Annotated in this window: 22 protein-coding genes; 15 read left to right on the top strand and 7 right to left on the bottom strand. The window is 62.0% G+C overall.

The window, feature by feature from the left end; all coding sequences use genetic code 11:
• The first annotated feature begins 84 nt into the window (after positions 1–84).
• Positions 85–1,044 carry a DUF368 domain-containing protein gene (locus NLK60_RS09730; protein WP_254807602.1) on the top strand — a complete coding sequence of 320 codons (960 nt, stop codon included), beginning with the start codon at positions 85–87 and terminating at the stop codon, positions 1,042–1,044.
• 83 nt (positions 1,045–1,127) lie between these two features.
• A complete protein-coding gene (gene map, locus NLK60_RS09725) occupies positions 1,128–2,030 on the top strand; it encodes a type II methionyl aminopeptidase (protein WP_254807601.1) in 903 nt (300 codons plus the stop codon).
• 76 nt (positions 2,031–2,106) lie between these two features.
• Here the strand turns inward: map and NLK60_RS09720 are convergent, their stop codons facing one another.
• Positions 2,107–2,307, bottom strand: coding sequence for a DUF7835 family putative zinc beta-ribbon protein (locus NLK60_RS09720; protein ID WP_254807600.1), 201 nt, complete (start codon positions 2,305–2,307; stop codon positions 2,107–2,109).
• A gap of 273 nt (positions 2,308–2,580) precedes the next feature.
• Between NLK60_RS09720 and NLK60_RS09715 the strand changes: the two genes are divergently transcribed.
• The gene (locus tag NLK60_RS09715; protein WP_254807599.1) at positions 2,581–3,132 is read left to right on the top strand and encodes an HIT family protein; all 552 of its coding nucleotides are present in this window, start codon (positions 2,581–2,583) and stop codon (positions 3,130–3,132) included.
• 192 nt (positions 3,133–3,324) lie between these two features.
• On the opposite strand, the gene NLK60_RS09710 is transcribed toward NLK60_RS09715, so the two are convergent.
• The gene (locus NLK60_RS09710) at positions 3,325–4,572 is read right to left on the bottom strand and encodes a tRNA (N(6)-L-threonylcarbamoyladenosine(37)-C(2))-methylthiotransferase (protein ID WP_254807598.1); all 1,248 of its coding nucleotides are present in this window, start codon (positions 4,570–4,572) and stop codon (positions 3,325–3,327) included.
• Positions 4,573–4,735: 163 nt separating this feature from the next.
• On the opposite strand from NLK60_RS09710, the gene NLK60_RS09705 reads away from it, so the two are divergent.
• From NLK60_RS09705 to NLK60_RS09690, 4 genes are all read left to right on the top strand, one after another.
• Entirely contained in the window at positions 4,736–6,670 is a 1,935-nt protein-coding gene (locus tag NLK60_RS09705; protein ID WP_254807597.1) for a hypothetical protein, read from the top strand.
• Between the two features lie 187 nt (positions 6,671–6,857).
• Positions 6,858–7,574, top strand: a complete 717-nt coding sequence (locus NLK60_RS09700) for a DUF547 domain-containing protein (RefSeq protein WP_254807596.1) — start codon at positions 6,858–6,860, stop codon at positions 7,572–7,574.
• Positions 7,571–8,500 (top strand): HNH endonuclease, encoded by a 930-nt coding sequence (locus tag NLK60_RS09695; RefSeq protein ID WP_254807595.1) that lies wholly within the window; start codon positions 7,571–7,573, stop codon positions 8,498–8,500. Before NLK60_RS09700 ends, NLK60_RS09695 begins: the two co-directional genes overlap by 4 nt.
• A gap of 126 nt (positions 8,501–8,626) precedes the next feature.
• Complete coding sequence (locus NLK60_RS09690; RefSeq protein WP_254807594.1) at positions 8,627–9,850, top strand: digeranylgeranylglycerophospholipid reductase; 1,224 nt, start codon at positions 8,627–8,629, stop codon at positions 9,848–9,850.
• 8 nt (positions 9,851–9,858) lie between these two features.
• On the opposite strand, the gene NLK60_RS09685 is transcribed toward NLK60_RS09690, so the two are convergent.
• From NLK60_RS09685 to NLK60_RS09675, 3 genes are all read right to left on the bottom strand, one after another.
• Positions 9,859–10,551 (bottom strand): YqjF family protein, encoded by a 693-nt coding sequence (locus tag NLK60_RS09685; protein WP_254807593.1) that lies wholly within the window; start codon positions 10,549–10,551, stop codon positions 9,859–9,861.
• Between the two features lie 173 nt (positions 10,552–10,724).
• On the bottom strand, positions 10,725–10,991 hold the full coding sequence (locus NLK60_RS09680) for a YgaP family membrane protein (protein WP_254807592.1): 267 nt from the start codon (positions 10,989–10,991) through the stop codon (positions 10,725–10,727).
• Positions 10,988–11,728, bottom strand: coding sequence for an SDR family NAD(P)-dependent oxidoreductase (locus tag NLK60_RS09675; protein WP_254810457.1), 741 nt, complete (start codon positions 11,726–11,728; stop codon positions 10,988–10,990). Before NLK60_RS09675 ends, NLK60_RS09680 begins: the two co-directional genes overlap by 4 nt.
• 140 nt (positions 11,729–11,868) lie before the next feature.
• Here NLK60_RS09675 and NLK60_RS09670 point away from each other — a divergent pair, with 140 nt between their 5' ends.
• From NLK60_RS09670 to NLK60_RS09660, 3 genes are all read left to right on the top strand, one after another.
• On the top strand, positions 11,869–12,327 hold the full coding sequence (locus tag NLK60_RS09670) for a universal stress protein (protein ID WP_254807591.1): 459 nt from the start codon (positions 11,869–11,871) through the stop codon (positions 12,325–12,327).
• Positions 12,328–12,375: 48 nt separating this feature from the next.
• Positions 12,376–13,344 (top strand): C-terminal binding protein, encoded by a 969-nt coding sequence (locus NLK60_RS09665; protein ID WP_254807590.1) that lies wholly within the window; start codon positions 12,376–12,378, stop codon positions 13,342–13,344.
• A gap of 100 nt (positions 13,345–13,444) precedes the next feature.
• Positions 13,445–14,224, top strand: a complete 780-nt coding sequence (locus NLK60_RS09660) for an SDR family oxidoreductase (RefSeq protein WP_254807589.1) — start codon at positions 13,445–13,447, stop codon at positions 14,222–14,224.
• An 82-nt stretch (positions 14,225–14,306) separates the two neighbouring features.
• Here the strand turns inward: NLK60_RS09660 and NLK60_RS09655 are convergent, their stop codons facing one another.
• Complete coding sequence (locus tag NLK60_RS09655; protein WP_254807588.1) at positions 14,307–14,900, bottom strand: nitrous oxide reductase accessory protein NosL; 594 nt, start codon at positions 14,898–14,900, stop codon at positions 14,307–14,309.
• Between the two features lie 242 nt (positions 14,901–15,142).
• Between NLK60_RS09655 and NLK60_RS09650 the strand changes: the two genes are divergently transcribed.
• The 5 genes from NLK60_RS09650 (at position 15,143) to NLK60_RS09630 (ending at position 23,488) form a co-directional block, all read left to right on the top strand.
• Positions 15,143–15,943, top strand: coding sequence for a hypothetical protein (locus NLK60_RS09650; protein WP_254807587.1), 801 nt, complete (start codon positions 15,143–15,145; stop codon positions 15,941–15,943).
• 125 nt (positions 15,944–16,068) lie between these two features.
• Positions 16,069–18,024 carry an AMP-dependent synthetase/ligase gene (locus NLK60_RS09645; protein ID WP_254807586.1) on the top strand — a complete coding sequence of 652 codons (1,956 nt, stop codon included), beginning with the start codon at positions 16,069–16,071 and terminating at the stop codon, positions 18,022–18,024.
• 171 nt (positions 18,025–18,195) lie between these two features.
• A complete protein-coding gene (locus NLK60_RS09640; protein WP_254807585.1) occupies positions 18,196–20,163 on the top strand; it encodes an AMP-dependent synthetase/ligase in 1,968 nt (655 codons plus the stop codon).
• A 231-nt stretch (positions 20,164–20,394) separates the two neighbouring features.
• Positions 20,395–22,248, top strand: coding sequence for an asparagine synthase-related protein (locus tag NLK60_RS09635; protein ID WP_254807584.1), 1,854 nt, complete (start codon positions 20,395–20,397; stop codon positions 22,246–22,248).
• Positions 22,249–22,417: 169 nt separating this feature from the next.
• The gene (locus tag NLK60_RS09630; RefSeq protein ID WP_254807583.1) at positions 22,418–23,488 is read left to right on the top strand and encodes a thiamine ABC transporter substrate-binding protein; all 1,071 of its coding nucleotides are present in this window, start codon (positions 22,418–22,420) and stop codon (positions 23,486–23,488) included.
• A gap of 147 nt (positions 23,489–23,635) precedes the next feature.
• Here NLK60_RS09630 and NLK60_RS09625 read toward each other — a convergent pair whose 3' ends face one another.
• Complete coding sequence (locus NLK60_RS09625) at positions 23,636–23,953, bottom strand: thiamine-binding protein (RefSeq protein WP_254807582.1); 318 nt, start codon at positions 23,951–23,953, stop codon at positions 23,636–23,638.
• Positions 23,954–24,034: the final 81 nt, after the last annotated feature.

The raw sequence follows: 24,034 nt of genomic DNA, 5'->3' as shown, positions 1-24,034 counted from the left end.
GGTGACATGAACACGGATTTCGCTTGGATTGCCCTCTCGTGTACGAACTGTCTGTTGTGGGGTCGGCTGAGGCATCGATAACAGATGGGGTACGAACACGACACGCGAGTACTCGAGGGGTTGGCCCTCCTGCGCGTCTACGGATATGGGCTCTGTATGGGGACGGCGGATGCCTTGCCGGGGGTCTCCGGCGGAACCGTTGCTCTGTTGCTCGGCTTTTACGGACGGCTGCTCTCGGCGATCACGGCGTTGACACCGGCTCGGATGGGGGCCGTTCTCCGGGGTGTACAGCCGACATACCGCAGCACGGCGCGCGAAAGTCTGCTCGAGATGGACCTCCGATTTCTGCTGCCGCTCGGTGCCGGAATGGTGACAGCCGTCGCCATCATCGCGAGTGCTGTGACGGCAATAGCGAACTCACACCCGCTGGCGCTCGCGTCGTTTTTCAGCGGGCTCATCGGCGCGTCAGCAGTCGTCCTCTACCGGAGTGTCTCAATCGCGACTCGAGTGGAGGTACTCGCGATGGTGTCCGCAATCTCGTTCGCCTTGCTGGTCGGGGCAAACGTCATCCAGTTTCCGGCAACTGGACTGTGGATGGTGTTCGTGGCGGGAATCGTGGCGATTAGCGCGATGATTCTGCCGGGCATCTCGGGCTCGTTATTCCTGATACTGCTCGGGCAGTACGTCTACCTCTCGGGCGAACTGAGCGCCTTCCTGTCGGGACTTGCCGCGCTCACCAGCGGTGGCTCGCTCGAGGCACTGGTCGGTCCGGGTACCACCGTGGTCGTGTTTATCGCCGGTGGCGTCGTCGGCCTGTTGACGGTCGCTCGAGTGGTTCGTCGGGCACTCGACTGGCGGCGAAACCTCACGCTCGTCTTTCTGGTGAGCCTGATCGCCGGTTCGACGCCGGCACCGATGTTCACTATCGCCGAGGATCAGGCCTGGTCGACGGAAGCCTTCCTCGTCGCGACAGGCTGGCTCGTAGTCGGTGCCGGCGTGCTGTTCGGGTTGAACGTGCTGGCTGGCGGATTCGACCCTGAGTGAACGACGTCGTTCGAACGGGTCCTCCGCGGACGGACCCGAGACCGTGACGCAATCTCTTTTTATCGACCGCTACAAGGGGACGTATGAGCGAGACGGAAATCGACCTCGAGGCGGAACAGTATCAAAAACACCGCGAAGCCGGTGAGATTCTGGCCCAGGTTCGGGCGGAAACCGCTGACCGGGTCGAGGTCGGGGTGAGCCACCTCGAGGTGGCCGAATACGCCGAGAACCGAATTCGGGAACTCGGCGGGAAACCGGCGTTTCCGGTCAATATCTCGATCGACGAAGAGGCCGCCCACAGAACGCCGTCGGTCGACGACGACTCGGTGTTCGGCGAGGAGATGATCAACCTCGATATCGGCGTTCACATCGACGGCTGGCTCGCGGATACAGCTATCACCGTCGACCTCTCGGGCAACCCGGAACTCGCCGAGGCCTCCGAACAGGCACTCGAGGCGGCTATCGACATCGTCGAACCGGGCGTCAACACCGGCGATATCGGCGCGGAAATCGAAGACGTGATCGACGGCTACGGTTACAACCCCGTCGTCAACCTCACCGGTCACGGTCTGGGTCACTGGGAACAACACACGACGCCGAACATTCCGAACCGCGCCGTCGCGCAGGGCGCAACGCTCGAGGTCGGTGACGTCGTTGCCATCGAACCGTTCGCCACCGACGGCGGCGGCAAGGTCACGGAGGGTGCAAGCGAGGAGATTTACTCGCTCGAGCGCGAGGCCTCGGTACGAAACCGACAGGCTCGGGCTGCTCTCGACCAGATCACCGAGGAGTTTCGGACGCTGCCGTTTGCGACGCGATGGCTCGAGACCGACCGGCCGGAGATGGCGCTACGCCGACTCAAACGCAAGAACGTCGTCCACGGCTATCCGGTGTTGAAAGAAGACGACGGCTGTCTGGTGAGTCAGAAAGAACACACGATCATCGTCACTGAAGACGGTTGTGAAGTGACGACTCGAGATCGGTAGTCGCTGAACGAATCGAAAGAGAGGGCAACAAACGGCCTCGACCGAGCTGGGGTAGCTCGCAGGTCGATTGCGGGGATTACGCGTTGTTCATCCGCTGGCTCGAGCGGTGGCCACAGCGCTGACATTCGGTCACGCGGTAGGGCTCGCGGGAGAATTGGGCGTTTTCTTTCTTCAGGCTCTCGGTACGGATCTGCACGTTCACTTCGTGGAGGGTATCCAGTTCGCAGTCTTCACAGTACTCGGTCAGACCATTAAATGAGTTGTCTGTCGTTGCCATTGATATGTCTTCTAGCGAGGTAGCTATTAAATCCCTGCTTCATTTCGAGCAATGAGTTGACAAAATCACCAGACGGGGCCGCGGTGGTCGTATAGGCGTCTCTAAGGGTTTTTTACTGTTTATTATCGCTTCTGCTGGATTATTTCACGAAAAATTGAATTTCGTGACAGCGTGTTAATTTGGTTTTACTACATTTTGCGTGTGGCTCTTTCGAGACGGTCGCGGTCGATCGCAGTCGACAGTATATAAGCCGCTGCCTCGAGAACGCTCGGTATGGATCAGGTGTTCGCCCCGTGGCGTATCGAGTGGATCAGACGCGAAGACAAGAACCCGAAGGTCGAGTCGTGCGTCTTCTGCGAGCTGCCAGAGTGGGGGGCCGACCGAGAAAATCTCCTCGTCGCGCGGAGCACACATGCGTTCGTTCTCCTCAACAACGCCCCGTACAACCCCGGGCATGTCATGGTTATTCCGCACGTCCACACCGGTGACTATGCCGAACTTGACGCCGAGGTACTCCTCGACCACGGCCGCTTGAAGCAGCGGACGTTCGAGGCCCTCGAGGCTGGACTCCGGCCAGACGGCTTCAATGCGGGCTTGAACCTGGGTGATGGGGCGGGGGGCTCAATCGACGATCACCTGCACACGCACATCGTCCCGCGCTGGGAGGGTGACACCAATTTCATGCCCGTCTTGAGCGACACCTCGGTGATCGTCGAGGCCCTCGAGGAAACGTACGATCTTCTCCACGATGCGTTCGCCGACCTCGAGGGCGCACACGTTCCGGACGAAGCACAGGCGGTCGAGTTCCGATTCGAAGACACGTAGCCAGACCAGCGGCCAGCGCTCGGTCGAGCGCCGACTGGTGAGCCGAATCTGACAATCGCTATCGCTTCGACTCACTCGTTCAGGCGTGACACATCACTCGGTGCTGTCTCGAGCCTGAACTGATGGGTGAAACCGGATTACGGTTGCCGGTTTCACTCATCGGTCGACGGTTGGGAGGGGACGCAGCCACACTTATCTGGGTTCGGCGAAGGCGTAGACTGTGTTCGCACTCGTCACCTCGAGGTCGACGAACTCCCCCGGCTCGAGGCCGTACTCGCCCGCGTTGCGAACGATCAGCTGTCGATAGGCGCCATCTCGGCATTTGACCGAATCGCCGGTACCCGCTTCGACGACGAGAGCGTCTTCGCGAAGTTCGCCGACCATCGACTCGTAGGCGTCTCCGACGACGTCCATCTTGAGCGCCGACATCGCTTTCGAGCGCTCCTTTTTGATCGTTCCGCCGAGTCCCTTCATATCGGCTGCATCCGTGCCCGGTCGTTTCGAAAACCGGGTGACGTTGAGCTTTTCTGGTCGAGTCTGGCGAATGAGTTCCATCGACTGCTCGTGGTCCTCGTCGGTTTCGGTCGGAAAGCCGACGATGAAATCGGTCGACAGCGTCCACTCCTCGAGCGCCGAATCGAACGTGTCGACGATCTCGAGGTACTCTCCGACCTGGTGTTGGCGGCGCATGTCGCCGAGCACGTCGTTGCTACCGGACTGGACGGGTGCGTGCAGGAAGTTGTATAGTTTGTCGTTGGCTGCAAAGACTCCTGCCAGTTCCTCGCGGATGCCGTGGACGCCTTTTGGGTTGGCCATCCCGACGCGCACGCGGAACTCGCCTTCGATGGCACAGATTCGCTCGAGGAGCGTGTGCAGTTTCCGTTCGCCGGTGTCCCAGCCGTAGACGCCGGTATCCTGGCCTGTAATGCGAATCTCTTTCGCACCGGCGTGGATCAGTGCACGCGCCTTCTCGACGTTTTCCTCGATCGGCGGCGACTCGATTTTTCCGGTCGCATGTTTCGTTATACAGTACGAACAGTCCGACATACAGCCGCGGGCGATCGGCAAGATGCCGACGACCCCGTCGAGAACGGGTGACGCGTCGGGGGTCGTCGTCGGACACTCACCGTTCGTGACGGCGGCGGGGACCGCTTCCCAGTGGAGTACCTGCGCATCCAGGTCGCCGAAGGACTCGCCCTGGGCGAGAGCCATACAACCGGTCACGAGCAGGTCTGCCGTCTCCTCGCTGAGTTCGGCCGCTCGCTCGAGCATGTTCCGTTCGGTCTTTTCGACGACGGTACAAGTGTTGAGAATCGCGACGTCGGCGGCTTCCGGGCCGTCGACGCGGTAGTGGCCCGCATCACGGAGGCGTCGCTCTATTTCGCGGCTCTCGCCACGATTCGAGGTGCAGCCGTAGGTTTCGATGTGGTAGCGAGCCATTGGCTGGTCTGTTCTGCGGGTTCAGCGGGCAAAAGGGCGACGAATTGCGGTGCCAATCGACGACGCTGGCCACCGCCCGCAAGATGGCCTTGTTGGTGTGTCACATGTCGACTCGTGGCCACAGAAACTATTATACTTCCGAAGTGTTCTAGTTATCAGTATCATGCGAACTACAAAAATCGGTGCTGTACTCGTTGCGCTGCTCGTCGTCGCGAGCATGGGCGTAGCGGCCTTCGGTGCCGGTCCGTCGACGTTCGAGTCGACACAGGAGGAAGTGGCGCCTGGCGACGTTGACCAGGCGGACGAAGTGTACGTGTACGAGAGCGGTGACGCGGTCCTCGTTTACGAGGAAGATCACAGTGACGACCCCGACGCACAGGCATTGGCCGGCTCGTTCGGCCTCGAGACCCAGACCGGGTTGATGCATGCGCTGTACACCGCTGACTTCTCGGAGATGGACGAGGATGGGGCTGAAGAACTCGGCATGACCGGTGACATGTCCATGCACATGACGCCCGACGTGGTCGCGAGTTCCGCCGATCTGACCTTCTACGATATGGAGGACTCCGAGGATCTCGAGACGTTCGACTTCAGCGCGGATATCGAACAGACGTCCTCGAGTGCCAGTTCGAACATCGACTTCACGTTCGTCGAGTCGACCGACAACTGGGTCGAGCAAGAACAGTCCGTCGACCTCGAGGCGACGACCGAGACGACGGCAACGACGTTCTCCTCGAGCGGGACGATGACCGCTGAAACCGGGAACGAGATGGCTGCTCAGGAGTTTGGCGGCATGGAACTGCGGCTTACGCAGGACGGTGACTCCTACGACCTGGAGGTAAGTGAGGAACGGACGGTCTACCAGCCACAGGCGTGGGAAAGTGAGGAGGCAGCGAAACAGAGTCTGGAAGACCAGTACCGTCAGCAGGCGATTATGCTCGGCGGACAGGTTGACGTAACGCTCGAGTCACACTCGTTCGACGATAGCGGCCAGATGCCGACGGTCGATCTCGAGTACACCGTCCGGTTCGACGGTATTCAGACCCAGGTCCAGGAGATGATCGCGGCGGAACTCCAGAACGACCCCGAACTCGACCTCGACCAGAACGAGGCCCAGGCACTCGCTGACCGCCTCGCTTCCCTCGAGATCGACGAAGTGTACCTCTCCGCTGAGGCCTCCGGAACGCAGGTGAACGCTGAGTGGAACGTCGAATTCAGCAACTACGACGAGGTCGTGCTGGGTGTCGTCGAAATCGCGGACTCGCTCGACGATGTCGACGACGAACTCGCCGACCAGTTCGACGAGATGCAAGCGGTGATCGAAGCCCAGCAGGCCGCTGACCTCGTCCAGACGACCGAGATGAGCCTGTACGCCGGAGAACGACCCGACGAAACGTTCGTCGAGTTCAGCGCGTCGATGGATACCCAGAACTGGGGTACATACGTCAGCGAACTCGAGGACCGTGGCGTCGAGCAGTTCGCCGCTGAAACGCAGTTCACCATGGACGCCGAACTCGTGGGTGACGAACTGCAACTGACCTACGACTTCGAATCCAGTGAGGAGGCTATGCTCGAGCAGGCGCTCGCCGAACTCGAGACGGCTATCGAGAACGACCCGTATGCTGACGACGAGATGCTCACGGCGATCGAGAACTTCCGTGAAGCCGACTTCGAAATCGCGGCTATGAGCATGTCGGCGACGGACGAGGAGATGGAGTTCGAGGCGGCGATGTCCTTCGATGACATGACCGCACTCGACGGTGTCCCGTTCGAAACCGACGACGGTGAGACGATAACCGGGGTCCACGCCGAGACCGAAGACGGCGTGACGACGTTCTACATCACGCTCGAGGATTACGTCGGTGAGAACGCAGACGAAGCCGAGGTCCGCGAGAAAGACCAGGTTGGTCCGGACACCGAGGTTCACCTGCCGGGCGAGTGGGACCGTGACTTCCCATCGATAGACGAGGAAGCCGTCCAGTCGTACCTCGAGCAGGTTCAGGACAGTGAGTCGTCCTCGGGCATCGACACGACGACGGTGCTCGTCGGTGTCGCCATCGTTGGCGGACTGTTCATCGCCTACCGCAAGTTCTCCTAACGCTGCAGTTTCGGTTTTTTGACCGATTATCGGCCGCCAGACGTTTTTCCAACACTGAGAGGGTTCGTTGTCGTGGTCAGCGACCACTCGATCCGTCGCTGACCGACAATCAGTCACAACAATCCCTGTGACTGTCGGCTTCGTCGGTCAAACGGCTTCAAGACCGTGGTTGCCCTAGAGTCGGTGTATGTCGACACAGCTCGACCCGCTGACGATCTCGGCTGATCTCCTCTATTCGGTGAAAACCGATGGGGACTCGGTCGCGTTGCGCGAGGAGCTGGCGGCACTCGAGCGACGGCGTCTCGAGCGGGCCCTGGGGAGCCGTGAGGGAAAGCTGGCGTTCTGGCTCAACTGTTACAACGCCTACGTGCAGATCCTGCTCGAGGAACACCCGTCGCTGCTCGAGGGAGGGTTACTCGACCGGTGGCGGTTTTTTGCCGGCGATCGCGTGCCGGTTGCCGGGATCTGGCTCAGTCTCGATACCATCGAACACGGGCTGCTTCGTGGCTCGAAACACCCCTGGGGAATGGGGTATCTGCCGGACCCGTTTCCCTCCTCGTTCGAGCGGCAGTTCCGTCTGGAGGATGTCGACCCACGAATCCACTTCGCCCTCAGTTCCGGCAGCGAACACGCGCCGCCGGTAACGGTCTACACGCCCGCCGACGTCGATAGTGAACTCGAGATTGCAACCGAGTGGTTCCTCGAGGAGAACGTCAGATACGACCGTGGTCGAGACGTACTCGAGGTGCCCCGACTGTTTCTATGGTACCGTGGCGACTTCGGCGGGAAGCGCGGAATTTTGGCGTTTTTAGAACGGTACGACGTGGTACCCCCTGGGGCGACGCCGACGCTCACCTACAGCGAGTACGACTGGCCGGCGGATCTCGAGACGCTGCGTCGGTGATCTGGTTCGACGGTACTGGACGTACCGGGGCCGTCCAGCCAGCCGGAGCGTTTTTGACCCACCAGCGTGACCGATACGTCGTGGATTCCGACGCTCGAGAGTGGCACGCCGACAGGGAGGCGGTGTTCGAACGCGACGAGTATACGTGCCGTCACTGTGGGGGCGGGCGGGAGCCGGGAGATCTCCGCGTGGCGGCGGTTGGCGACATCCCCGTTCAGGGGACGGTGCACGAGAGTTCCCTCGTAACGTTGTGTGACGACTGTTACGGCTCGATCAAACGACCCGAGAGTGGGATCGACTCATCGGCCGCGCTGTTCGAGACGATCCGGGACGTGACGAAACACCAGAGCGAGGCGATTTCAGCTGTCGCGTCGGTTGGTTCGCTTGCGACGACGATTCCCGCGTCGCTCGAGGATGGAGAGCACCCCGAGTACGTCGATGCGAGACTGGACGCGCTCGTGGTTCTCGAGTCCGTCGACGCGACGCTCGCGAACGTCGAGGATGTGGCTGACGGCGACGCGATCGGCCCCATCGCTCCGTCGTCGGCTGGTTCGGACCTCGCTTCGCGGCTCGAGGCGTTCTGTACGACGGCGTCGACGTTACAGGACCAACTTCGACAGGTCCTCGAGCAAGCCGAACTCGTTATCGTCGGTCTGGGCCGATGTCACGGGTGTTTTTCGCCTCTCGATCCGACTGATCAAACGGAAACGACGTGTTCGACGTGTCATCGGACGATCCCCGTTATGGACGACTGGCGCGACTCCGACGGGTCGGTTCGGTTCGACGACCTGTACGGGACGATCAACGCCTCCCTGCAGGCGAGTTCCAGGACGACGACCACGTTGACCACGCGGACCCAGGCGGTTGGGCAGTTGCTCGTCGGTGAGGCCAAGTCCAGTTCCGACAATGGTGTTGGCCGAGACTGACGGCCGTCGTCGCGGCTACTGTCGGCGAAACGTCCTATTTTACGTTCCTCGAGGCTTCTTCCTACAAAACAGGCCGCTCGATGCCAACTGGGTATACTCATAATGCTCGAGTACACTCTGTGGGTTATGAACGAAGATTACGACGTGGTTATCGCGGGTGCTGGTCCCGCGGGTGCACAGTGTGCCCGTGATCTCGCATCGCGGGGGTATGACGTCGTCGTCCTCGAGACGGAAGCGGCGGATGAGTTCCCAAAACAATCGAACAAGTCGACGGCCGGGACGTTTCCGTCGATGATGTCCTCGTTCGCAATTCCGGACGACGTCGTCCAGCAGTATACGAAGACGGTCGTCCTCGAGTCGCCGAACGAGTACTACGTTCGCGAACAACCCGGTGCGGTTCTCGACTTCGCCAAATTCAAGCGATTTCTGGTCGAGGACGGCCAGGAAGAGGGGGCCGAATACCGATTCGAATCGCGGGCGACGGCTCCGATCGTGGAGAACGATGAACCGGTTGGCGTCACCTACAACGGCGACGAGGAGGTGTATGCCGACGTCGTCATCGACGCGACGGGGCCGGCCGCGCCGCTGGCGAAGAAACTCGGTGTGAGCGACCTCAAACGTGAAAACCACGCCATCGGGATCGAGTTCGAACTCGAGGGGATCGACATCGATCATCCGGAGTTCGCCGATTTACACGACGCGATGATGTTGCGTCTCGATCACGACATCGCGCCCGGTGGGTACTCCTGGATCTTCCACACGGGCGGGGATACGGCCAAAGTCGGCGTCTGTTACATCCAAAACGAGAGCCACCAGGAACACGGCCGGTCGGATTTCAGCATCGACGACTATCTCGGCTACTGGCTCGAGAACGACCCGCGCTTTGCCGACGCCGAACGCATTGAGGGCCGCCAACACCGTGGCTCGGCGCACATCCAGCCACCTGGCAAAATGCACACTGACCGGTTTATGGCTATCGGGGACACCGTCCCGACCGTCGACCCGCTCTGGGGTGAGGGGATTCACACGTGTATGAAGTCGGGACGGGCGGCGGCGACGGCGGTCGACCGCTGTCTCAAACACGGCCGACAAAAGCCGACGGCGGCGAACCTCGAGGTGTACGACACGCTGTGGCATCGCGATGTCGCGCCGAACATCGATTCGCGACTGCTGATGACCCACCTGTTGTATCTGGCGTCGAACGAGCGCTACGACAAACTGATGGCCGACCTGAACCGATACGACGAGGAAACGCTCGCAAAGGCGAACAACGGCAACAAACGAGCGATCATGAAGCTCCTGGGTCTGAGCGACCTTTCGCTGGTCTGGAAAGTCCTGCGTGACAAGTAGGGATTCGATCACTCGAGACGGCGATTTCGCGACGCCGTGATATCCAGCCCCCGAGAATAGTACAGCAGTGGCTCCTCGACCGGCGGTTCGAAGCCGTTTGCTCGAAACAACTGGTCGGCTTCGATGGTGGCTCGAGCGTCCTGGAGGTTCCAGGGTTCGTGTCGAATTTCGGCTGAGCGAACGGCTCCGTTGGTGTCTTCGGTGAAATACCGGTAGCGTTCGGTGAGAAAGCTTGCGAGCGGGTCGCTCGTTGCCTCGAAGGGGTCGCCGGTCGCTTCGTACGACGCGGTGAACGTGACTGGGCGAGCACCGGGGTGTACGCGCCGGCTTCGAAAGTGGATCTCTCCGGCGCGTTCTCGGATCGACATTCGTGCATTGTAATACGGCAGGTGATGGAGCACGCGTGCACCCAGGACACCGACGAGCCCCTCGGCATCGAGGCTGAAAAAGTACACACCGGGGCGTCCGCGATGGCGAACGTACGTTCGGAGGTTGAGTTCGGGGAGTTCGAACCCGGTCCACGCGGGCAGTCCTCGCGGCCGAACGTCGACGTTGTAGAACGGAACGACGGAAAGCCAGGCCTCCCCGTCGTGGGTGTCGACCTCGAGAGCGTCGGGCAGGTGCGGGGCGAGGCGGACCGGGTCGATCGACCAGTTGGCAAACAGGAGGTGTCGCCACCCCATCGCGACTGGGAGGGCCATACGGTCCATACGGGTGCTAGCGGTGAGGCTGTCTCGCCTCCGGTGTCCTTTTCCGCTTTTGTCGACGCGGACGGATTGTCGTCGTCGATACGTGACGACATAGTCCCTTCCCAGCCGTCGACCTGTGACCCGAATCCATCGGTTCGGCTCACCCGTTCAGGCTTGGGAAGCCGCTATCGCTCACAGGTGTCGATACCCAGCAGCCGATTGCCGAGACAGCGGCGGGTTAGCGCGCTTGTGAGCAGGAAGCCGCCGAGGAGGAGGCTCACGACGACGCTGAGTACCCGCGTGTCAGCCGAGAAGGCCGTACTCGAGCCAATGGCGAGTGCGAGTGACAGGGCGAGCACGCCCAGTGTGATTCGGACGGTTCGGTCGAAGCCGCCGACGTTCGGTTCCATAGGGTCCGATTTGGTCTCGAGGGGCTTGGATGTGTCTGTCATACTTGTTCCGGAAGCCAGCCTCCGTCGATTTCGACGTTCTGGCCGCTGACGTAGTTCGCTTCGGGATCGAGAAACCAGAGCAAGGGGCGAGTCATGTCCTCGAAACTCGCGGGTCGCCCACGGGGGAGGGTTTCGGGGAACTCGTCGGAGTTCTCGACGACGTACGGTGAGATGGCGTTTACCGTAATCCCGTCGTCGTTGGTGTCGGCAGCGAGCATTCGTGTGAACATGATGACGCCAGCTTTGGCGACGAAGTACGGGAAGTTCTTCGGACTTACGAGTCCCTTCTCGCTCGAGGCGTAGCCGACGTTGACGATGCGGCCGTAGCCACGCTCGCGCATGCCAGGTAGTGCGCGTTTCGAACAGAGATAAGTGCCATTGAGGTTGGTCTCGAGCACCCGATTCCAGCTTTCGAAGTCGATTGCCTCCCAGTGTTGTGGGGCGAAATCGCCCACGTTGTTGACGAGACAGTCGACGCTGCCGAGGTCTGCCTCGAGGGCGTCAAAGAGCGCGTCGACCGAATCGGGGTCGGTGACGTCTCCCTGGACGGTCGTCACGGCGGGGGCACCCGCTTTTCGAGCGAGCTCGGCGACTGCGTTCGCTTCGTCGGCACTCGAGTGGTAGTGTACCGCGGTTTTCGCGCCCTGTCTTGCGGTCGCTAAGAGGAGTTCGCGGCCGACGCCGCGAGCACTGCCGGTGACCAGCACGGTCTGTCCGCTGAGGTCGGGTCCGTCCATCGGTACCATCGTTGGGTCTCGTAACGTATAACGGTCCCCGTCACCCACGAACGCTTCCGGCGACTCTCGGAAGGTCAAATAATTACTCGAGACTGAGTAAATTATCAACGTTTAAGTCAGTAGGGGTCTGTTGTAGTGATATGACACTCAAAACGGTCTTGCTCGCTGTCGGACCCGGAGACGCCGAACGTACCGACGAACTCGCAGAGACGGTTATCGAAGTCGCTAAACCGGCCGGGACGACGGTCGTACTTGGTCACGTGTTCACGCGCGATGAGTACGACGACGTTCTCGACAGACTCGACTTCGACCCGGACCACGAAGCCGTCGACCCGAACGACGTCGCTGGACGACACGCGACGATCCGTGATCTAGCCTCGACGCTCGAGGAGGCCGACGTCAGTTACCTCGTCCGTGGTGCGGTTGGTGAACACGGCGAGACCATCGTCAACCTCGCAGAGGACGTCGACGCCGACCGCGTCATCGTCGGCGGTCGAAAACGCTCCCCGACCGGCAAGGCAGTCTTCGGCTCGACGGCACAGGAAGTCCTGCTGTCGTCGCCGTGTCCGGTGACGTTCGTCCGTGCTGAATCGGAATAGGTCGTACAAACCGACCACTCGTTGCGCTCGTTACACCACTCGACGCCCATGACTCACACTGTCTTGCTTCCCGACAAACCGAACGTGGAACCGGCCGTTTTCGAACGACTTCTCACCGACGCGACCTTTCATTTCATCGAAGGGGATGAACCGAGTGCGCTCGCGAACGCACCGGCGGCCGATGGCATCGTCGCTCACACCGACATACCCGTTCCTGCCGAGGTTTTCAGGGGCCATCCGTCGCTCGAGATAGTCGCGAGACTCGGCACCGGCGTCGACAACATCGACCACGAGGCGGCCGCCGAAGACGACGTCTGGGTCACGAACGTGCCACTGTACTCGGTGGACGAGGTAGCGACACACGCGCTGTCGTTGCTGCTCGGTGCCCGCCGGGGGCTGGTCGCTCACAACCGGGCGATGAGTGAGGGCGCGTGGGACTGGACGGTCGGGGCTCCAGCACCGCGGCTGGTTGGGTCGACGGTAGGTGTCGTTTCCTTTGGCTCCATCGCCCAGCGGTTCGTCGAACTCCTGTCCGGACTCGACGTCGACGTGCTCGTCTACGACCCATACGTGGACGACGAAACGGTTGCCGACTGCGATGCCACCAGCGTCGACTTCGAGACGCTACTCGACTCGAGCGATGCCGTTTCGGTTCACGCTCCGCTCACGCCGGAGACAGCGGGTATGTTCGACGCCGCGGCGTTCTCCCGACTCCCCGAGCACGCGGTCATCGTCAACGTCGGCCGGGGCGGGATCATCGACGAGGATGCCCTGCTTTCGGCGCTCGAGGCCGACGAACTCGCCGGTGCTGGTCTGGACGTCTTTGCGGCGGAACCGCCGAACGGGTCGCCGTTGCTCGAGCGAAACGACGTCATCTGTACCCCGCATACGGCGTGGTACTCCGAGGCGTCCAAGCGAGAACTGAACGAAACGGCAGCGAGGAACGTGGCTGCAGCGCTCGAGGGCGAACGCCCGCCGGACGCGATTGACCTCGACGCAGAGTGGCTATCGACGTAGGACACACTTTCGAGTGCCGAATCATCGGGTCTCCTATCGCTCCGTCCCAGCTGTCGGGAACAGACTGTAGCTTTATTCCCATCTGCGTTGACATCACGGTATGGAACCACTCCTTGCGAACAAAACTGCCGTGATCACTGGCGGTGCCAGCGGGATCGGTCGCGAAATTGCACACACCTACGCGAAACAGGGTGCGTCGGTCGTCGTCGCCGACTTGCAGCCAGAACCCAGAGAGGGCGGCGAACCGATTCACGAAATAATCGACGACGAAACCGACTCGACGGCGACGTTCGTCGAGTGTGACGTCACCGAACGCGGCGACCTCGAGGCGGCCGTCGAGGCGGCTACCGACCTTGGTGGCCTCGATATTATGGTGAACAACGCCGGGATGGTCGGCCCAGTCGGGCCGATTCAGGACGTCGACCCGGCCGATTTCCAGCAGTTACTCGCGGTCAACGTCGAGGGGGTCTTCACCGGCTGTCAGGTCGCGACCGAAACGATGCTCGAGCGTGAAGTGGGCGGCTCCATTATCAACATGTCGAGCGTTGCGGGACTGGTCGGCTATCCGAACATCACACCCTACAGCCTCGCCAAAGGCGGGGTGCGGATGCTCACGTACGGCCTGGCGGGTGAGGTCGGCCCACACGGAATTCGGGTCAACTCGATTCACCCCGGCGTTATCGAGACCGAAATGACGACGACCGACTTCCCCATCATCGGTGGCGAGGACGAGGATGCAGCCCTCGAGGCTATTCCACTCCGTCGATTCGGGCAACCCGAGGACGTCGCGAACGTGGCGACGTTCCTCGCGAGCGACTGGGCAGCACACGTGACCGCCGAATCGATCGTCGTCGACGGCGGCGAGTTCCGGACGGCATAGTCTCGCGCGTCCGGAAGTCAGCGCACGCCCAATCGCACGAGGACTCTGACTCCGGCCTTTCGTCGGGAAACGATACGTTCTTTCAATGGTCGTGGCCGGTATCTCCATCGTCCGACGACTCGAAGAACCGACCGCGATAGAACGTCGCGAGGTCCATGTCGAAGTCCTCGAGGGTGATAATGTCGTCTTCGTCGTACTCGTCGAACTCGTCGATGAATGCCTCGGCGTCGCTACGCTCGGCGAACGGCGTTGGGTTCTTCATCATGATGTCGTCGACGTGGTCCGAATGGCTTACGCGGACGAAGACCGCCTCCGAGGCGTCGATGAGTTCGCCCGTCTCGTATTCGGTCACCCAGACGTTTGCCACGGCAACATCCGGTCCGTCGAACGCCTCTGGAGCGGCGTAGTATGCGGCCATACAGCCCGCAGAGCAGAAGAACTCACGGGTGCCGTCCTCGTGGACCAGCTGGGCGTTCCAGTCTGGATACTCTTCGGTGACCATGCTACAGACGGCACACGCTCGTTCGGCGGGGAACTCGACTGCTTCTTCGATATCGGCGTCGTCCCCGGGGCCGTCGTCATCGTTCGTGCCGAGACAGCCGGCGACACCAACTACCGTTCCCGTTCCGAGAATGCCTAACATGTGGCGGCGGTTACACGCTCCGTTGGATTCCATACCCTGAGTGAGGCGAATAGCCTGTAAACGCGTTCTGGTACTTTCGCCGAAAGCACTCGAGGCTATTCCCCGTCGGTTCGGCAAAATCAAAGATATCGTGAACGTGGAGGGTCTTCGCGAGCGACTGGGAAGTACACGCGACCGTCGAACCGATCATCGTCGACGACGAGTTCCGGACGGCCTGATCGCTTCTGGCGTCTTATTCCGGTAGGTATTTGTTGTAATCAACGAACGTTGCGATTATGAAATCCCTTCGGTTGTTCGGGTCAGACCCAGCGGCCTTCGAAGACGACTTCTGGGAATTCACACAGGGATCCGACGCCATTATGCTGTACGACCCGGTGTTCGGTCGATTTCCGCGGGAGTATCTCGTGTTCGCCCTTCGGACGCCCGTTTTCTGGATGGCGATGTGTCTGTATATGACGATGGTCGATACGATGGAACGTGTCGTCAGGCGTGAACTGGGAGCAACAGCCGACTTCTATGGTGCTCTAAAGCAGGCGAACGACGACCGTCCGATCCACCGCGTTGGGTACGTCGCTGATTCGGTTTTGGCCGCCCGCTCGCTCGTTTCAATGGTGGCCAACTGGCTCGTCTTGCTCTCGATGGCTGTGGTTGCTCCGAGTGCACTCGTGCTCGTCGGTGCGGTGGCAACGATCGTTCCGGTCTCGAGTGCACTCTGGCGATCACTCGAGAACTGGAGACTGGGTCTACGGCTGCGCGTCGTGACCGGGTTCGTGGGCTGGGGCGTCGTTCTGGGCGGAACGGTGTTCGTCAGCCTCGCCGTTTTCCCCGTGGCCGTTGCGTTTCTCGTGACCGGCTACCTCACACCGGGGTACATCGCCCGCTGGATCCCGGAGAAACGAGTCCAGTTGCTGGCTGCTGACGTTGCTTCGATCGCGGACGAACGAGGATACGAGACGATCTGCCTGTGTTGTCTCCCGACCGATCTCGAGTGGCTCGAGGAGGCAACGGAGACGTACCACGCCGACACGATGCAGGTAACGAACGTCTACGTCCGATGGGCGTCCGCTCCACCGTAGGGTTGTCGTCTCATCCGACAGCGACGGACTGGGCCGGTCTGAGACAAACACTCAGTAATAAACCGGAAACGTCGTGCAAACCGTTCCCTCACGTTTTATCGCCCGGGAGGTTCTGTCACACGGGTATGAACTGGCGGGATGCAGAACGCGAGTACGACGACGAGGTGATCGGGACGACCAGCCTCGGGCGGCTGTTCGAGGACGCTGCCGAACGACACCCGAATCGGCCGGCCCAGCGATACAAGGGAGGCGTCTACGATCGGTCGCTGACGAACGACGTGCTCGCTGCCGCACCGGCGGGCGAGTTTCGCGCAATCTCGTATACCGATATGCGCGACATCGTCCGGTCGCTGGCCGCCGGCTTTCGCGACCTCGGTATCGAGCGCGGCGACCGCGTCGGCATGTTCTCGAGCACGCGGATGGAGTGGGCCCAGTGTGACTTCGCCCTGTTGAGCGCCGGTGCGGTCGTCACGACGGTCTACAAAAGCTCGTCGCCGGATCAGATTCGGTACCTGCTCGAGGACCCCGGTGCCGACGCCGTCGTCGTCGAGAATCAGGCGCTCTTCGAGCGCGTGCTCGAGGTCGAAGACCAGCTGGACCTCGAGTGTATCGTCAGCATGGACGAACTGTCGGGTGAGGTCGCCGAACGCGAGGACGTCTATACCCTGGATGCAGTGTATGCCCGCGGGAAGGACGTGTTCGACCTCGAGACCTACCAGACGTGGGTCGACGAACCCGGGCAAGACGACCTGGCGAGTCTGATCTACACGAGCGGGACGACGGGCCAGCCAAAGGGGGTCCAGTTGACCCACGGCAATTTCCGGTCGAACGTCAATCAGATCCGCAAGCGCTACGGTCCTCGGCCGGACAAACCGGCTGACGTGCCCGTGATCGACGAGCGGGCGCAGACGGTGTCGTTCCTGCCGTTGGCGCACGTCTTCGAACGGACCGCCGGGCATTTCCTGATGTTTGCCAGCGGGGCCTGCGTGGCCTACGCCGAGAGCCCGGACACGCTCAAAGACGACTTCGGTGCGGTGGGGCCGTCGACGGCGACCAGCGTGCCGCGTGTCTACGAGAAAATTTACGACGCCATCCGCGAGCAGGCGAGCGAATCGCCGGTCAAAGAGCGGATATTCAACTGGGCAACCGACGTTGGCGTCGACTACGCCAGCGCGGATGACCCCGGTCCCGTGCTGTCGGCAAAACACGCTCTCGCGGATCGACTCGTGTTTTCCCAGGTCAAGGAGGCCCTGGGCGGCAACATCGAACTACTCATCAGCGGCGGCGGCAGCCTCTCGGCCGACCTCTGTACGCTGTATCACGGCATGGGGTTGCCGATTTACGAGGGCTACGGCCTGACCGAAACCGCACCCGTCGTCAGCGTCAACCCGCCCGAAGCGCCCATCATCGGCACTATCGGGCCGGCGCTGCCGGACGTCGAGTTGCGAATCGACGAGTCGGTGGCCGACCAGGACGTGTTCGACGACCCCGGCGAGGTCGGCGAACTCCTCGTCCAGGGGCCGAACGTCACCGAGGGCTACTGGGAGAAACCTGCCGCTACGGAACGCGCGTTCCTCGAGGACGAGGACGGGCGCTGGTTCCGTACCGGCGATATCGTCCATCTCCGACCGGACGGCTACCTCGAGTTCCGCGAGCGAGTCAAACAGATTCTCGTCCTCTCGACGGGTAAAAACGTCGCCCCGGCACCTATCGAGGACGCCTTCGCCGCGAGTGAGATCGTCGAGCAGGCGATGGTCGTCGGCGACGGCGAGAAGTTCATCGGCGCGCTCATCGTCCCCAACCTCGAGCACATCCGCGACTGGGCCGAGCGCGAAGGGATCGACCTGCCGGACGATAGCGAGGCCATCTGTACTGACGACCGGGTCCACGACTACGTTCGCAAGGAAGTCGACCGCGTCAACGAGAACTTCGAACGCCACGAGACGATCAAGCAGTTCCGCCTCGTGCCGGTCGAGTTCACCGAGGATAACGAGATGTTGACGCCGACGATGAAAAAGAAGCGTCGAGTGATTCTCGAGCGATTCGAGGATCGAGTCGAGGATATTTACGCGGACGCGTAATCCCACATTTCGAATCGGGCGGTCCCGTTCCGATTCCAGGCGCGGTTCCTTCCCGGCTGCTCACGTACGATCCTTTCCGAGTTTTCGAGCGTGAAATCACCTTCGAGCGGCCAAAACACTCTGAACGACCGAATAGTTCAAGAGGGAATGTGAGAATTGATAATGTATATCATGGACTGGAGGGAATCCGAACGGCAGTTCGACAACGAGGTACTCGAGGTGGATACGCTCGCACAGATGTTCGCGAAGACGGTCGAGCGAAACGAGGGGCAACCGGCCCAGCGGTACAAGGGTGGCATCTACGACCGCTCGCTTGCCAGAACGGCGTTCGAACCCGCCCCAGACGGCGAGTTCGCGATGCTCACCTACGATGAGATGGGCGAAATCGTCGGCGTGTTAGCCGCTGGGTTTCGTGACCTGGGTGTCAAAGCTGGTGACCGCGTTGGGATGTTCGCGAGTACGCGTATGGAGTGGGCCCAGTGTGACTTCGCCCTGTTGAGCGCGGGCGCGGTCATCACCACCGTCTACAGCAGTTCCTCGCCCGCACAGGTGCAGTACCTACTCGACGATCCCGACGCAACCGGCGTCGTCGTCGAAAACGAGGCCGCCCTCGAGCGCGTCCTCGAGGTCGAAGACGAGCTTGCACTCGAGTTCATCGTCAGCATGGACACCCTCTCTTCGGCGGCGAGCGAGCGAGAGGACGTCATGACGCTTCGGGAGGTCTACGACCGCGGCCTCGAGGCGTACGACGAGGAAGCGTTTACGGACTGGCTCGAGAAACGGACGCCGGACGACCTGGCGAGCCTGATCTATACGAGCGGGACGACGGGCCAGCCCAAGGGTGTCGAGTTGACCCATCGAAACTTCCGCGAGAACGTCAACCAGGTGTATCGACGATACGGTCCGCGGCCGGGGAAACCCGAGGGGTCGCCGTCCATCGATACCGACACGCAGACGGTGTCGTTCCTGCCGCTAGCGCACGTATTCGAACGGACGGCGGGACACTTCCTGATGTTCGCTGCCGGCGGCTGTGTCGCGTACGCGGAGAGCTCCGACACGCTCAAAGAGGACTTTCAACTGGTCGGGCCGACGACGGCGACCAGCGTCCCACGCGTCTACGAGAAAATTTACGACGCCATCCGCGAGCAGGCGAGCGAATCGCCGATCAAAGAGCGAATATTCAACTGGGCGACCGGCGTCAGCCGGGACTATTATCGGGCCGACAGCCCTGGCGGCCTCCTCGGGATAAAAATGAAGATTGCCGACTCGCTGGTGTTCTCCCAGGTCAAAGAGGCACTCGGCGGCAACGTCCAGTTCCTCGTCAGCGGCGGCGGTACGCTCTCGCCTGACCTCTGTACGCTGTATCACGGCATGGGGCTCCCGATTTACGAGGGGTACGGACTCACCGAAACCTCGCCCGTCGTGACGACCAATCCGCCCGAGGAACCGAAAATCGGGACCATCGGCGTTCCGGTCGAAGGCTGCAGCGTCAAAGTCGACGAGAGCGTCGCCCCGAAGGAGGGGACAGGTTCCGTCGAGGGCGAAACAGGAGAACTCCTCGTCAACGGGCCGAACGTCGCTCGAGGCTACTGGAACAAGCCGGGTAAGACTGCAGAGGCGTTCTTCGAGGACGACGAGGGTCGCTGGTTCCGGACCGGCGATATCGTGACGATCCGCCCTGACGGCTATCTCGTCTTCCACGAACGCTCGAAGCAGATCATGGTGCTCTCGACGGGGAAAAACGTCGCGCCGGCCCCCATCGAAGATTCGTTCGCCCAGAGTCAGGTCGTCGAGCAGTGTATGGTCGTCGGCGACGGCGAGAAGTTCGTCGGCGCGCTCATCGTTCCCAACTTCGCGTATCTGCGCGAGGAACTCGACCTCGAGGACGACGAGAGCGTCACCGAAAACGAACAGGCAAACGCACTGATTCAGGAAGAAGTCGACGCCGTCAACGAAAACTTCGCGAAACACGAGCGCATCAAACAGTTCCAGCTGGTCACCGAGGAGTTCACCGAAGAAAACGAGATGTTGACGCCCACGATGAAGAAGAAACGTCGCGTCATCCTCGAGAAATTCAACGAGGAAGTCGCGGATATCTATCCCGAACGTTCGGCCGATGCAGCCGAAGCGGCCGACTGAACGCGAGCGCTCGGACACTCGATTCGAAGTCGCTTTCTCGCGGTGGTTACACCGCACTTCCCGATCTACTATTTCTGCTGTACCAAAACAATATTGAATGAGAAGCACTTGGTACAATATCACTATCAAATACTTTGAAAGGACTACCAAAACCAGAGGGATGCGACGGTCGCCGCTCGAGTGGTACCTCGAGCCGAGGCTATTTATTTGATCGCCGGTGAGTTGCTGGATATGTACCTGACGCTCCACGACGACGGCTGGGTCCGAGCCCGTGGAGTGGCCGTTCGTGGCCGGGCGTTCGACGGCAATCGGCTTCTCGAGGGGGTGGCGCTGGCCGAACGGTTTGGCCGTGTGCTGGCCGACGTCGCGTCCGCTGCTGGCGACGGTGACGAACCGAACGGGGCGGCCAAAGCCGACGCCACCCTCGAGGCCATCGCCGACTGTGCTGGCTCCCTCGAGGGTTTTTTCGCCGCCGTCGTCGACCTCGAGAGTGAGGACGGGTCGTATCTCGTTGCCGACGGGGCGCGGTCGATTCCGCTGTACTACGCCGAGTCGGCCCGGTTCGTCAGCGACCGCGGGAACGTCGTCCGCGACGCTACCGATGCGCCACGGGACCCAATCACCGAACGCGAGTTCCTGGTGACCCGGTACGTTACCGGTCCAGAAACGATCTGGGACGGCGTGTACGCCGTTCAACCCGGCGAGGTCGTCGCCCTCGAGGCCGACGGCATCCGTCGACACACGTACCGGGAGTACTGGCCTGCGGGAGGCGGTCGTGGGACGACCCCGAGGCGCGACAGTACACCCGAGTCACGCGATGCCGGACCGACTGCGGACGCCGACCGCCTCGAGACAGCCCTCGAGATCGCACTGAACCGACTCGAGATGGTTGCCGGGGACCGCCCCATCGTCCTCCCGCTGTCGGGCGGGTTCGACTCCCGGCTGCTCGCGTCGGCGCTGGTCGAGCGCGGGCGCGAGGTCATCGGGTTCACCTTCGGTCGCTCGGGCCACCCGGACGTCGAGATGAGTCGCGAGGTCGCCGCCCGACTGGGGATTCGCTGGGAGTTCTACCCCTACAGCCAGGCTGACTGGCACGGGTGGTATCACGGTACCGCCGGCCGTCGCTACCGCGAGTGGGCGTTCGGGGGCGACGCGCTCCCGTTTCTGGCCGAGTGGCCCGCTCTGCGGGGCTTGCTCGAGGCCGGACGACTCCCCGAAGACGCACTGTACTGCCCCGGACACACCGTGGCGACGCCGAGCGAACGATTGCCGCGATTCGTCGGCGAAGGGCGGCCGGACGACGAGACGACCGTCGGCTGTGGGCCGGCGGTCGACGCCGACGGGGGGACGGACGGGACCCCGCTGATCGAGCCGACCCTCGAGGCGCTCGTCGAGTACGTCCTCGAGACACACTACACGCTCTGGGGGTACGACGACGAGGTCTTCCGGACGGCTGCGCGAGCGCGCATTCGCGAGGGGTTGCTCGGCGAGAGGTCACCGGAAGCGATCGATTCGCCGGAAACGGCTGGTGCGGCCTACGAACGCTGGGAGTGGCGCGGCCGGATGTCGACGTTCACGAACGGGGACTGTCGGGCCTACGAAGACGCCGGCCTCGAGTGGTGGCTGCCGCTCTGGGACCCGGCGTACGTCCGCGCCTGGGCACAGGTGCCGCTGGCTCGTCGGCGGGCGAAAGGGCTCCACGCCGAACTGGCCGCGAGGGTCTACCGTCGTGTCACCGGTGTCTCGGTTGATCGCTCACGGCTGACCGACCGGACGCTCGAGCCGGCCGATCGTGTTCTTTCGCTGGTGCGACACACGCCGGAACGGCAGTGGACCGAACGCGACGGCGACTGGCTCCCGCCGTTTCTCGCCCCGCGGTCGGCCTGGCGCGAGCCGGGAACCCATCCGCTGGCGTGGGACGGTGCCGTCGAGACGCGGTTACTCGAGGCGCTTCCTGAACAGGCGCGAAACTTCTACGCGCTTCGAACGCTGGCCGAAACCGGGCGACTCGACCTCGACGACCCGGACCCCACGGTGTGCTCGAGTGGGCTTTCGCTCCCCACGCTCGAGTCGCTGAGCCAGTGACAGGATCTACTCGAGTCACGTACCGCCGGGTGCTCGCCACGGGTCGGTGCTCTGCGGTACGTTGTGACGACAATCCCTGTGAGCCTGCTCCGTCGTGTCACCCGCCGAGATAGTCTCCTTCGAGTCAGGACCGAGTCCCTTACGTACCACCAGGTACGACCACAGAGTAATGAAGCGACGAACGTACCTCAGTGGAATGGCTGCCGGGGGCCTCGCGGGCCTGGCTGGCTGTCTCGGGAGTATCACGGGCGACAGTGACGACGACACGCTCCACGTCGCCACGTACAACTCCTTTATCGACGCGCCCAGTGACAGTCCGGGCGTCTGGATCAAAGACGAGTTCGAAGAACGCTACGACGCCACTCTCGAGTGGCACACGCCCGAGCAGGAACTCAACTACTTCATCGAGCGTCACAACGAGGGCGTCGACATCGAACCCGACCTGTACTACGGGCTGAGCCCGCACGAACTGCTTCGAGCGGACGAGAACACTGACGACGACCTCTTCGTCGAAACGGATCGCTCGGTCCTCTCGAACGCCGAGGACATCGGCGAGCACCACGAGTTCGACCCACAGGGGCGGGTCATCCCGACCTACCGGAGCCTGTGTGCCATCGTCTACGACGGCCGCAACGTCGAGAAACCCGAAACGTTCGAAGACCTGCTCGACCCTGCCTACGAGGGCAAATTCGCCGTTTCGAATCCGCAGCGCGGGACGACGGGCCAGCTGTTCATGCTCTGGAGCATAAACGAGTTCGGCGACGAGGGCGAGTACACGTACCTCGATTACTGGCAGGACCTGCTGGACAACGACACTCGCGTGCTCGACTCCTGGAGCGACGTGTATACCAACTTCGAGAACGACGACATTCCCGTCATCGTCTCCTACGCCAACGACCGCGTCTACGCCAAGCGCTTCGACAACGACCTCGAGAAACACCGCGTCGCGTTGCTCAACGACCAGGCCTACGCCAATTACTCGGGCATCGTTCGATTCGCCGAGAGCACCAACGACGACCTCGCCCACGAATTCATGGATTTCGTCCTCGAGCCTGAGGTCCAGGCCGTCGTCGCCGAGCGCAACGTGACCGGCCCGACGAACGACACGACGGAGCTCCCCGAAGTCTTCGAGGAGTACGCCCAGGAACCCGAGGAAGCGGTCTTCTTCGATTACGAGGATCTACAGGGCAACCTCTCGACCTGGCTCGACGACTGGGGCCGAACGGTCGTCGACAACTGATCGGTCGTGTCCGCGACCCGTGCACTGCGAAGGGGAGCGAAAGCGGGCTTCGAGCGACCGCTCGAGCCCGATTGTTTACCAGTGGCTGGCTCGAGCGCACGAGTGCCGTCTTCGCGAACGGTTAGGAACTCGAGCGTTCGAAGCCGATCACGCGTCGCGGTCGCTGCTGGCTTCCCGGCCGAGTGTGCCCTCGACGGCGTCGACTTTGTCGCTCGCGGTCATCTCGACGTCGCGCTTGTCGTCGACCTGAACGAGTGTCTGGACGTGTCCGTGGTCGACCGCCTCGTGGGCGGCCGCACACGCGGCGAACAGTTCGTGGACGTCATCGGCCTCGAGCGTCGTCGCCATGGGCGTCGTCTCGTAGGCGACGTCGAAGTCCTCGAGGGCCTCGATGGCGGCGGCGACGTCGTCGGTGATGTCGTCGTCGGTGATCGGCGAAACGCGGAGCAGTGCAAAGACGGTCATACGATGCCGTGTCCTCGAGGCGACCTGATTGTTTCGACTGACGGTGGAGCTACCGGCTTCCGTCGAAACCGCGCCACGAGG

It is taken from the genome of Natronosalvus amylolyticus, from assembly GCF_024298845.1.
In the GTDB taxonomy this organism is placed as follows: Archaea; Halobacteriota; Halobacteria; order Halobacteriales; family Natrialbaceae; genus Natronosalvus; species Natronosalvus amylolyticus.
Note: the sequence above shows the minus strand (reverse complement) of the source record. Positions and strands in the feature narration are given on the sequence as shown.

Coding starts and splice junctions, on each gene's coding strand:
- NLK60_RS09730 (WP_254807602.1), top strand. CDS start 85: ATGGGGTACGAACACGACACGCGAGTACTCGAGGGGTTGGCCCTCCTG.
- map (WP_254807601.1), top strand. CDS start 1,128: ATGAGCGAGACGGAAATCGACCTCGAGGCGGAACAGTATCAAAAACAC.
- NLK60_RS09720 (WP_254807600.1), bottom strand. CDS start 2,307: ATGGCAACGACAGACAACTCATTTAATGGTCTGACCGAGTACTGTGAA.
- NLK60_RS09715 (WP_254807599.1), top strand. CDS start 2,581: ATGGATCAGGTGTTCGCCCCGTGGCGTATCGAGTGGATCAGACGCGAA.
- NLK60_RS09710 (WP_254807598.1), bottom strand. CDS start 4,572: ATGGCTCGCTACCACATCGAAACCTACGGCTGCACCTCGAATCGTGGC.
- NLK60_RS09705 (WP_254807597.1), top strand. CDS start 4,736: ATGCGAACTACAAAAATCGGTGCTGTACTCGTTGCGCTGCTCGTCGTC.
- NLK60_RS09700 (WP_254807596.1), top strand. CDS start 6,858: ATGTCGACACAGCTCGACCCGCTGACGATCTCGGCTGATCTCCTCTAT.
- NLK60_RS09690 (WP_254807594.1), top strand. CDS start 8,627: ATGAACGAAGATTACGACGTGGTTATCGCGGGTGCTGGTCCCGCGGGT.
- NLK60_RS09685 (WP_254807593.1), bottom strand. CDS start 10,551: ATGGCCCTCCCAGTCGCGATGGGGTGGCGACACCTCCTGTTTGCCAAC.
- NLK60_RS09680 (WP_254807592.1), bottom strand. CDS start 10,991: ATGACAGACACATCCAAGCCCCTCGAGACCAAATCGGACCCTATGGAA.
- NLK60_RS09675 (WP_254810457.1), bottom strand. CDS start 11,728: ATGGACGGACCCGACCTCAGCGGACAGACCGTGCTGGTCACCGGCAGT.
- NLK60_RS09670 (WP_254807591.1), top strand. CDS start 11,869: ATGACACTCAAAACGGTCTTGCTCGCTGTCGGACCCGGAGACGCCGAA.
- NLK60_RS09665 (WP_254807590.1), top strand. CDS start 12,376: ATGACTCACACTGTCTTGCTTCCCGACAAACCGAACGTGGAACCGGCC.
- NLK60_RS09660 (WP_254807589.1), top strand. CDS start 13,445: ATGGAACCACTCCTTGCGAACAAAACTGCCGTGATCACTGGCGGTGCC.
- NLK60_RS09655 (WP_254807588.1), bottom strand. CDS start 14,900: ATGGAATCCAACGGAGCGTGTAACCGCCGCCACATGTTAGGCATTCTC.
- NLK60_RS09650 (WP_254807587.1), top strand. CDS start 15,143: ATGAAATCCCTTCGGTTGTTCGGGTCAGACCCAGCGGCCTTCGAAGAC.
- NLK60_RS09645 (WP_254807586.1), top strand. CDS start 16,069: ATGAACTGGCGGGATGCAGAACGCGAGTACGACGACGAGGTGATCGGG.
- NLK60_RS09640 (WP_254807585.1), top strand. CDS start 18,196: ATGGACTGGAGGGAATCCGAACGGCAGTTCGACAACGAGGTACTCGAG.
- NLK60_RS09635 (WP_254807584.1), top strand. CDS start 20,395: ATGTACCTGACGCTCCACGACGACGGCTGGGTCCGAGCCCGTGGAGTG.
- NLK60_RS09630 (WP_254807583.1), top strand. CDS start 22,418: ATGAAGCGACGAACGTACCTCAGTGGAATGGCTGCCGGGGGCCTCGCG.
- NLK60_RS09625 (WP_254807582.1), bottom strand. CDS start 23,953: ATGACCGTCTTTGCACTGCTCCGCGTTTCGCCGATCACCGACGACGAC.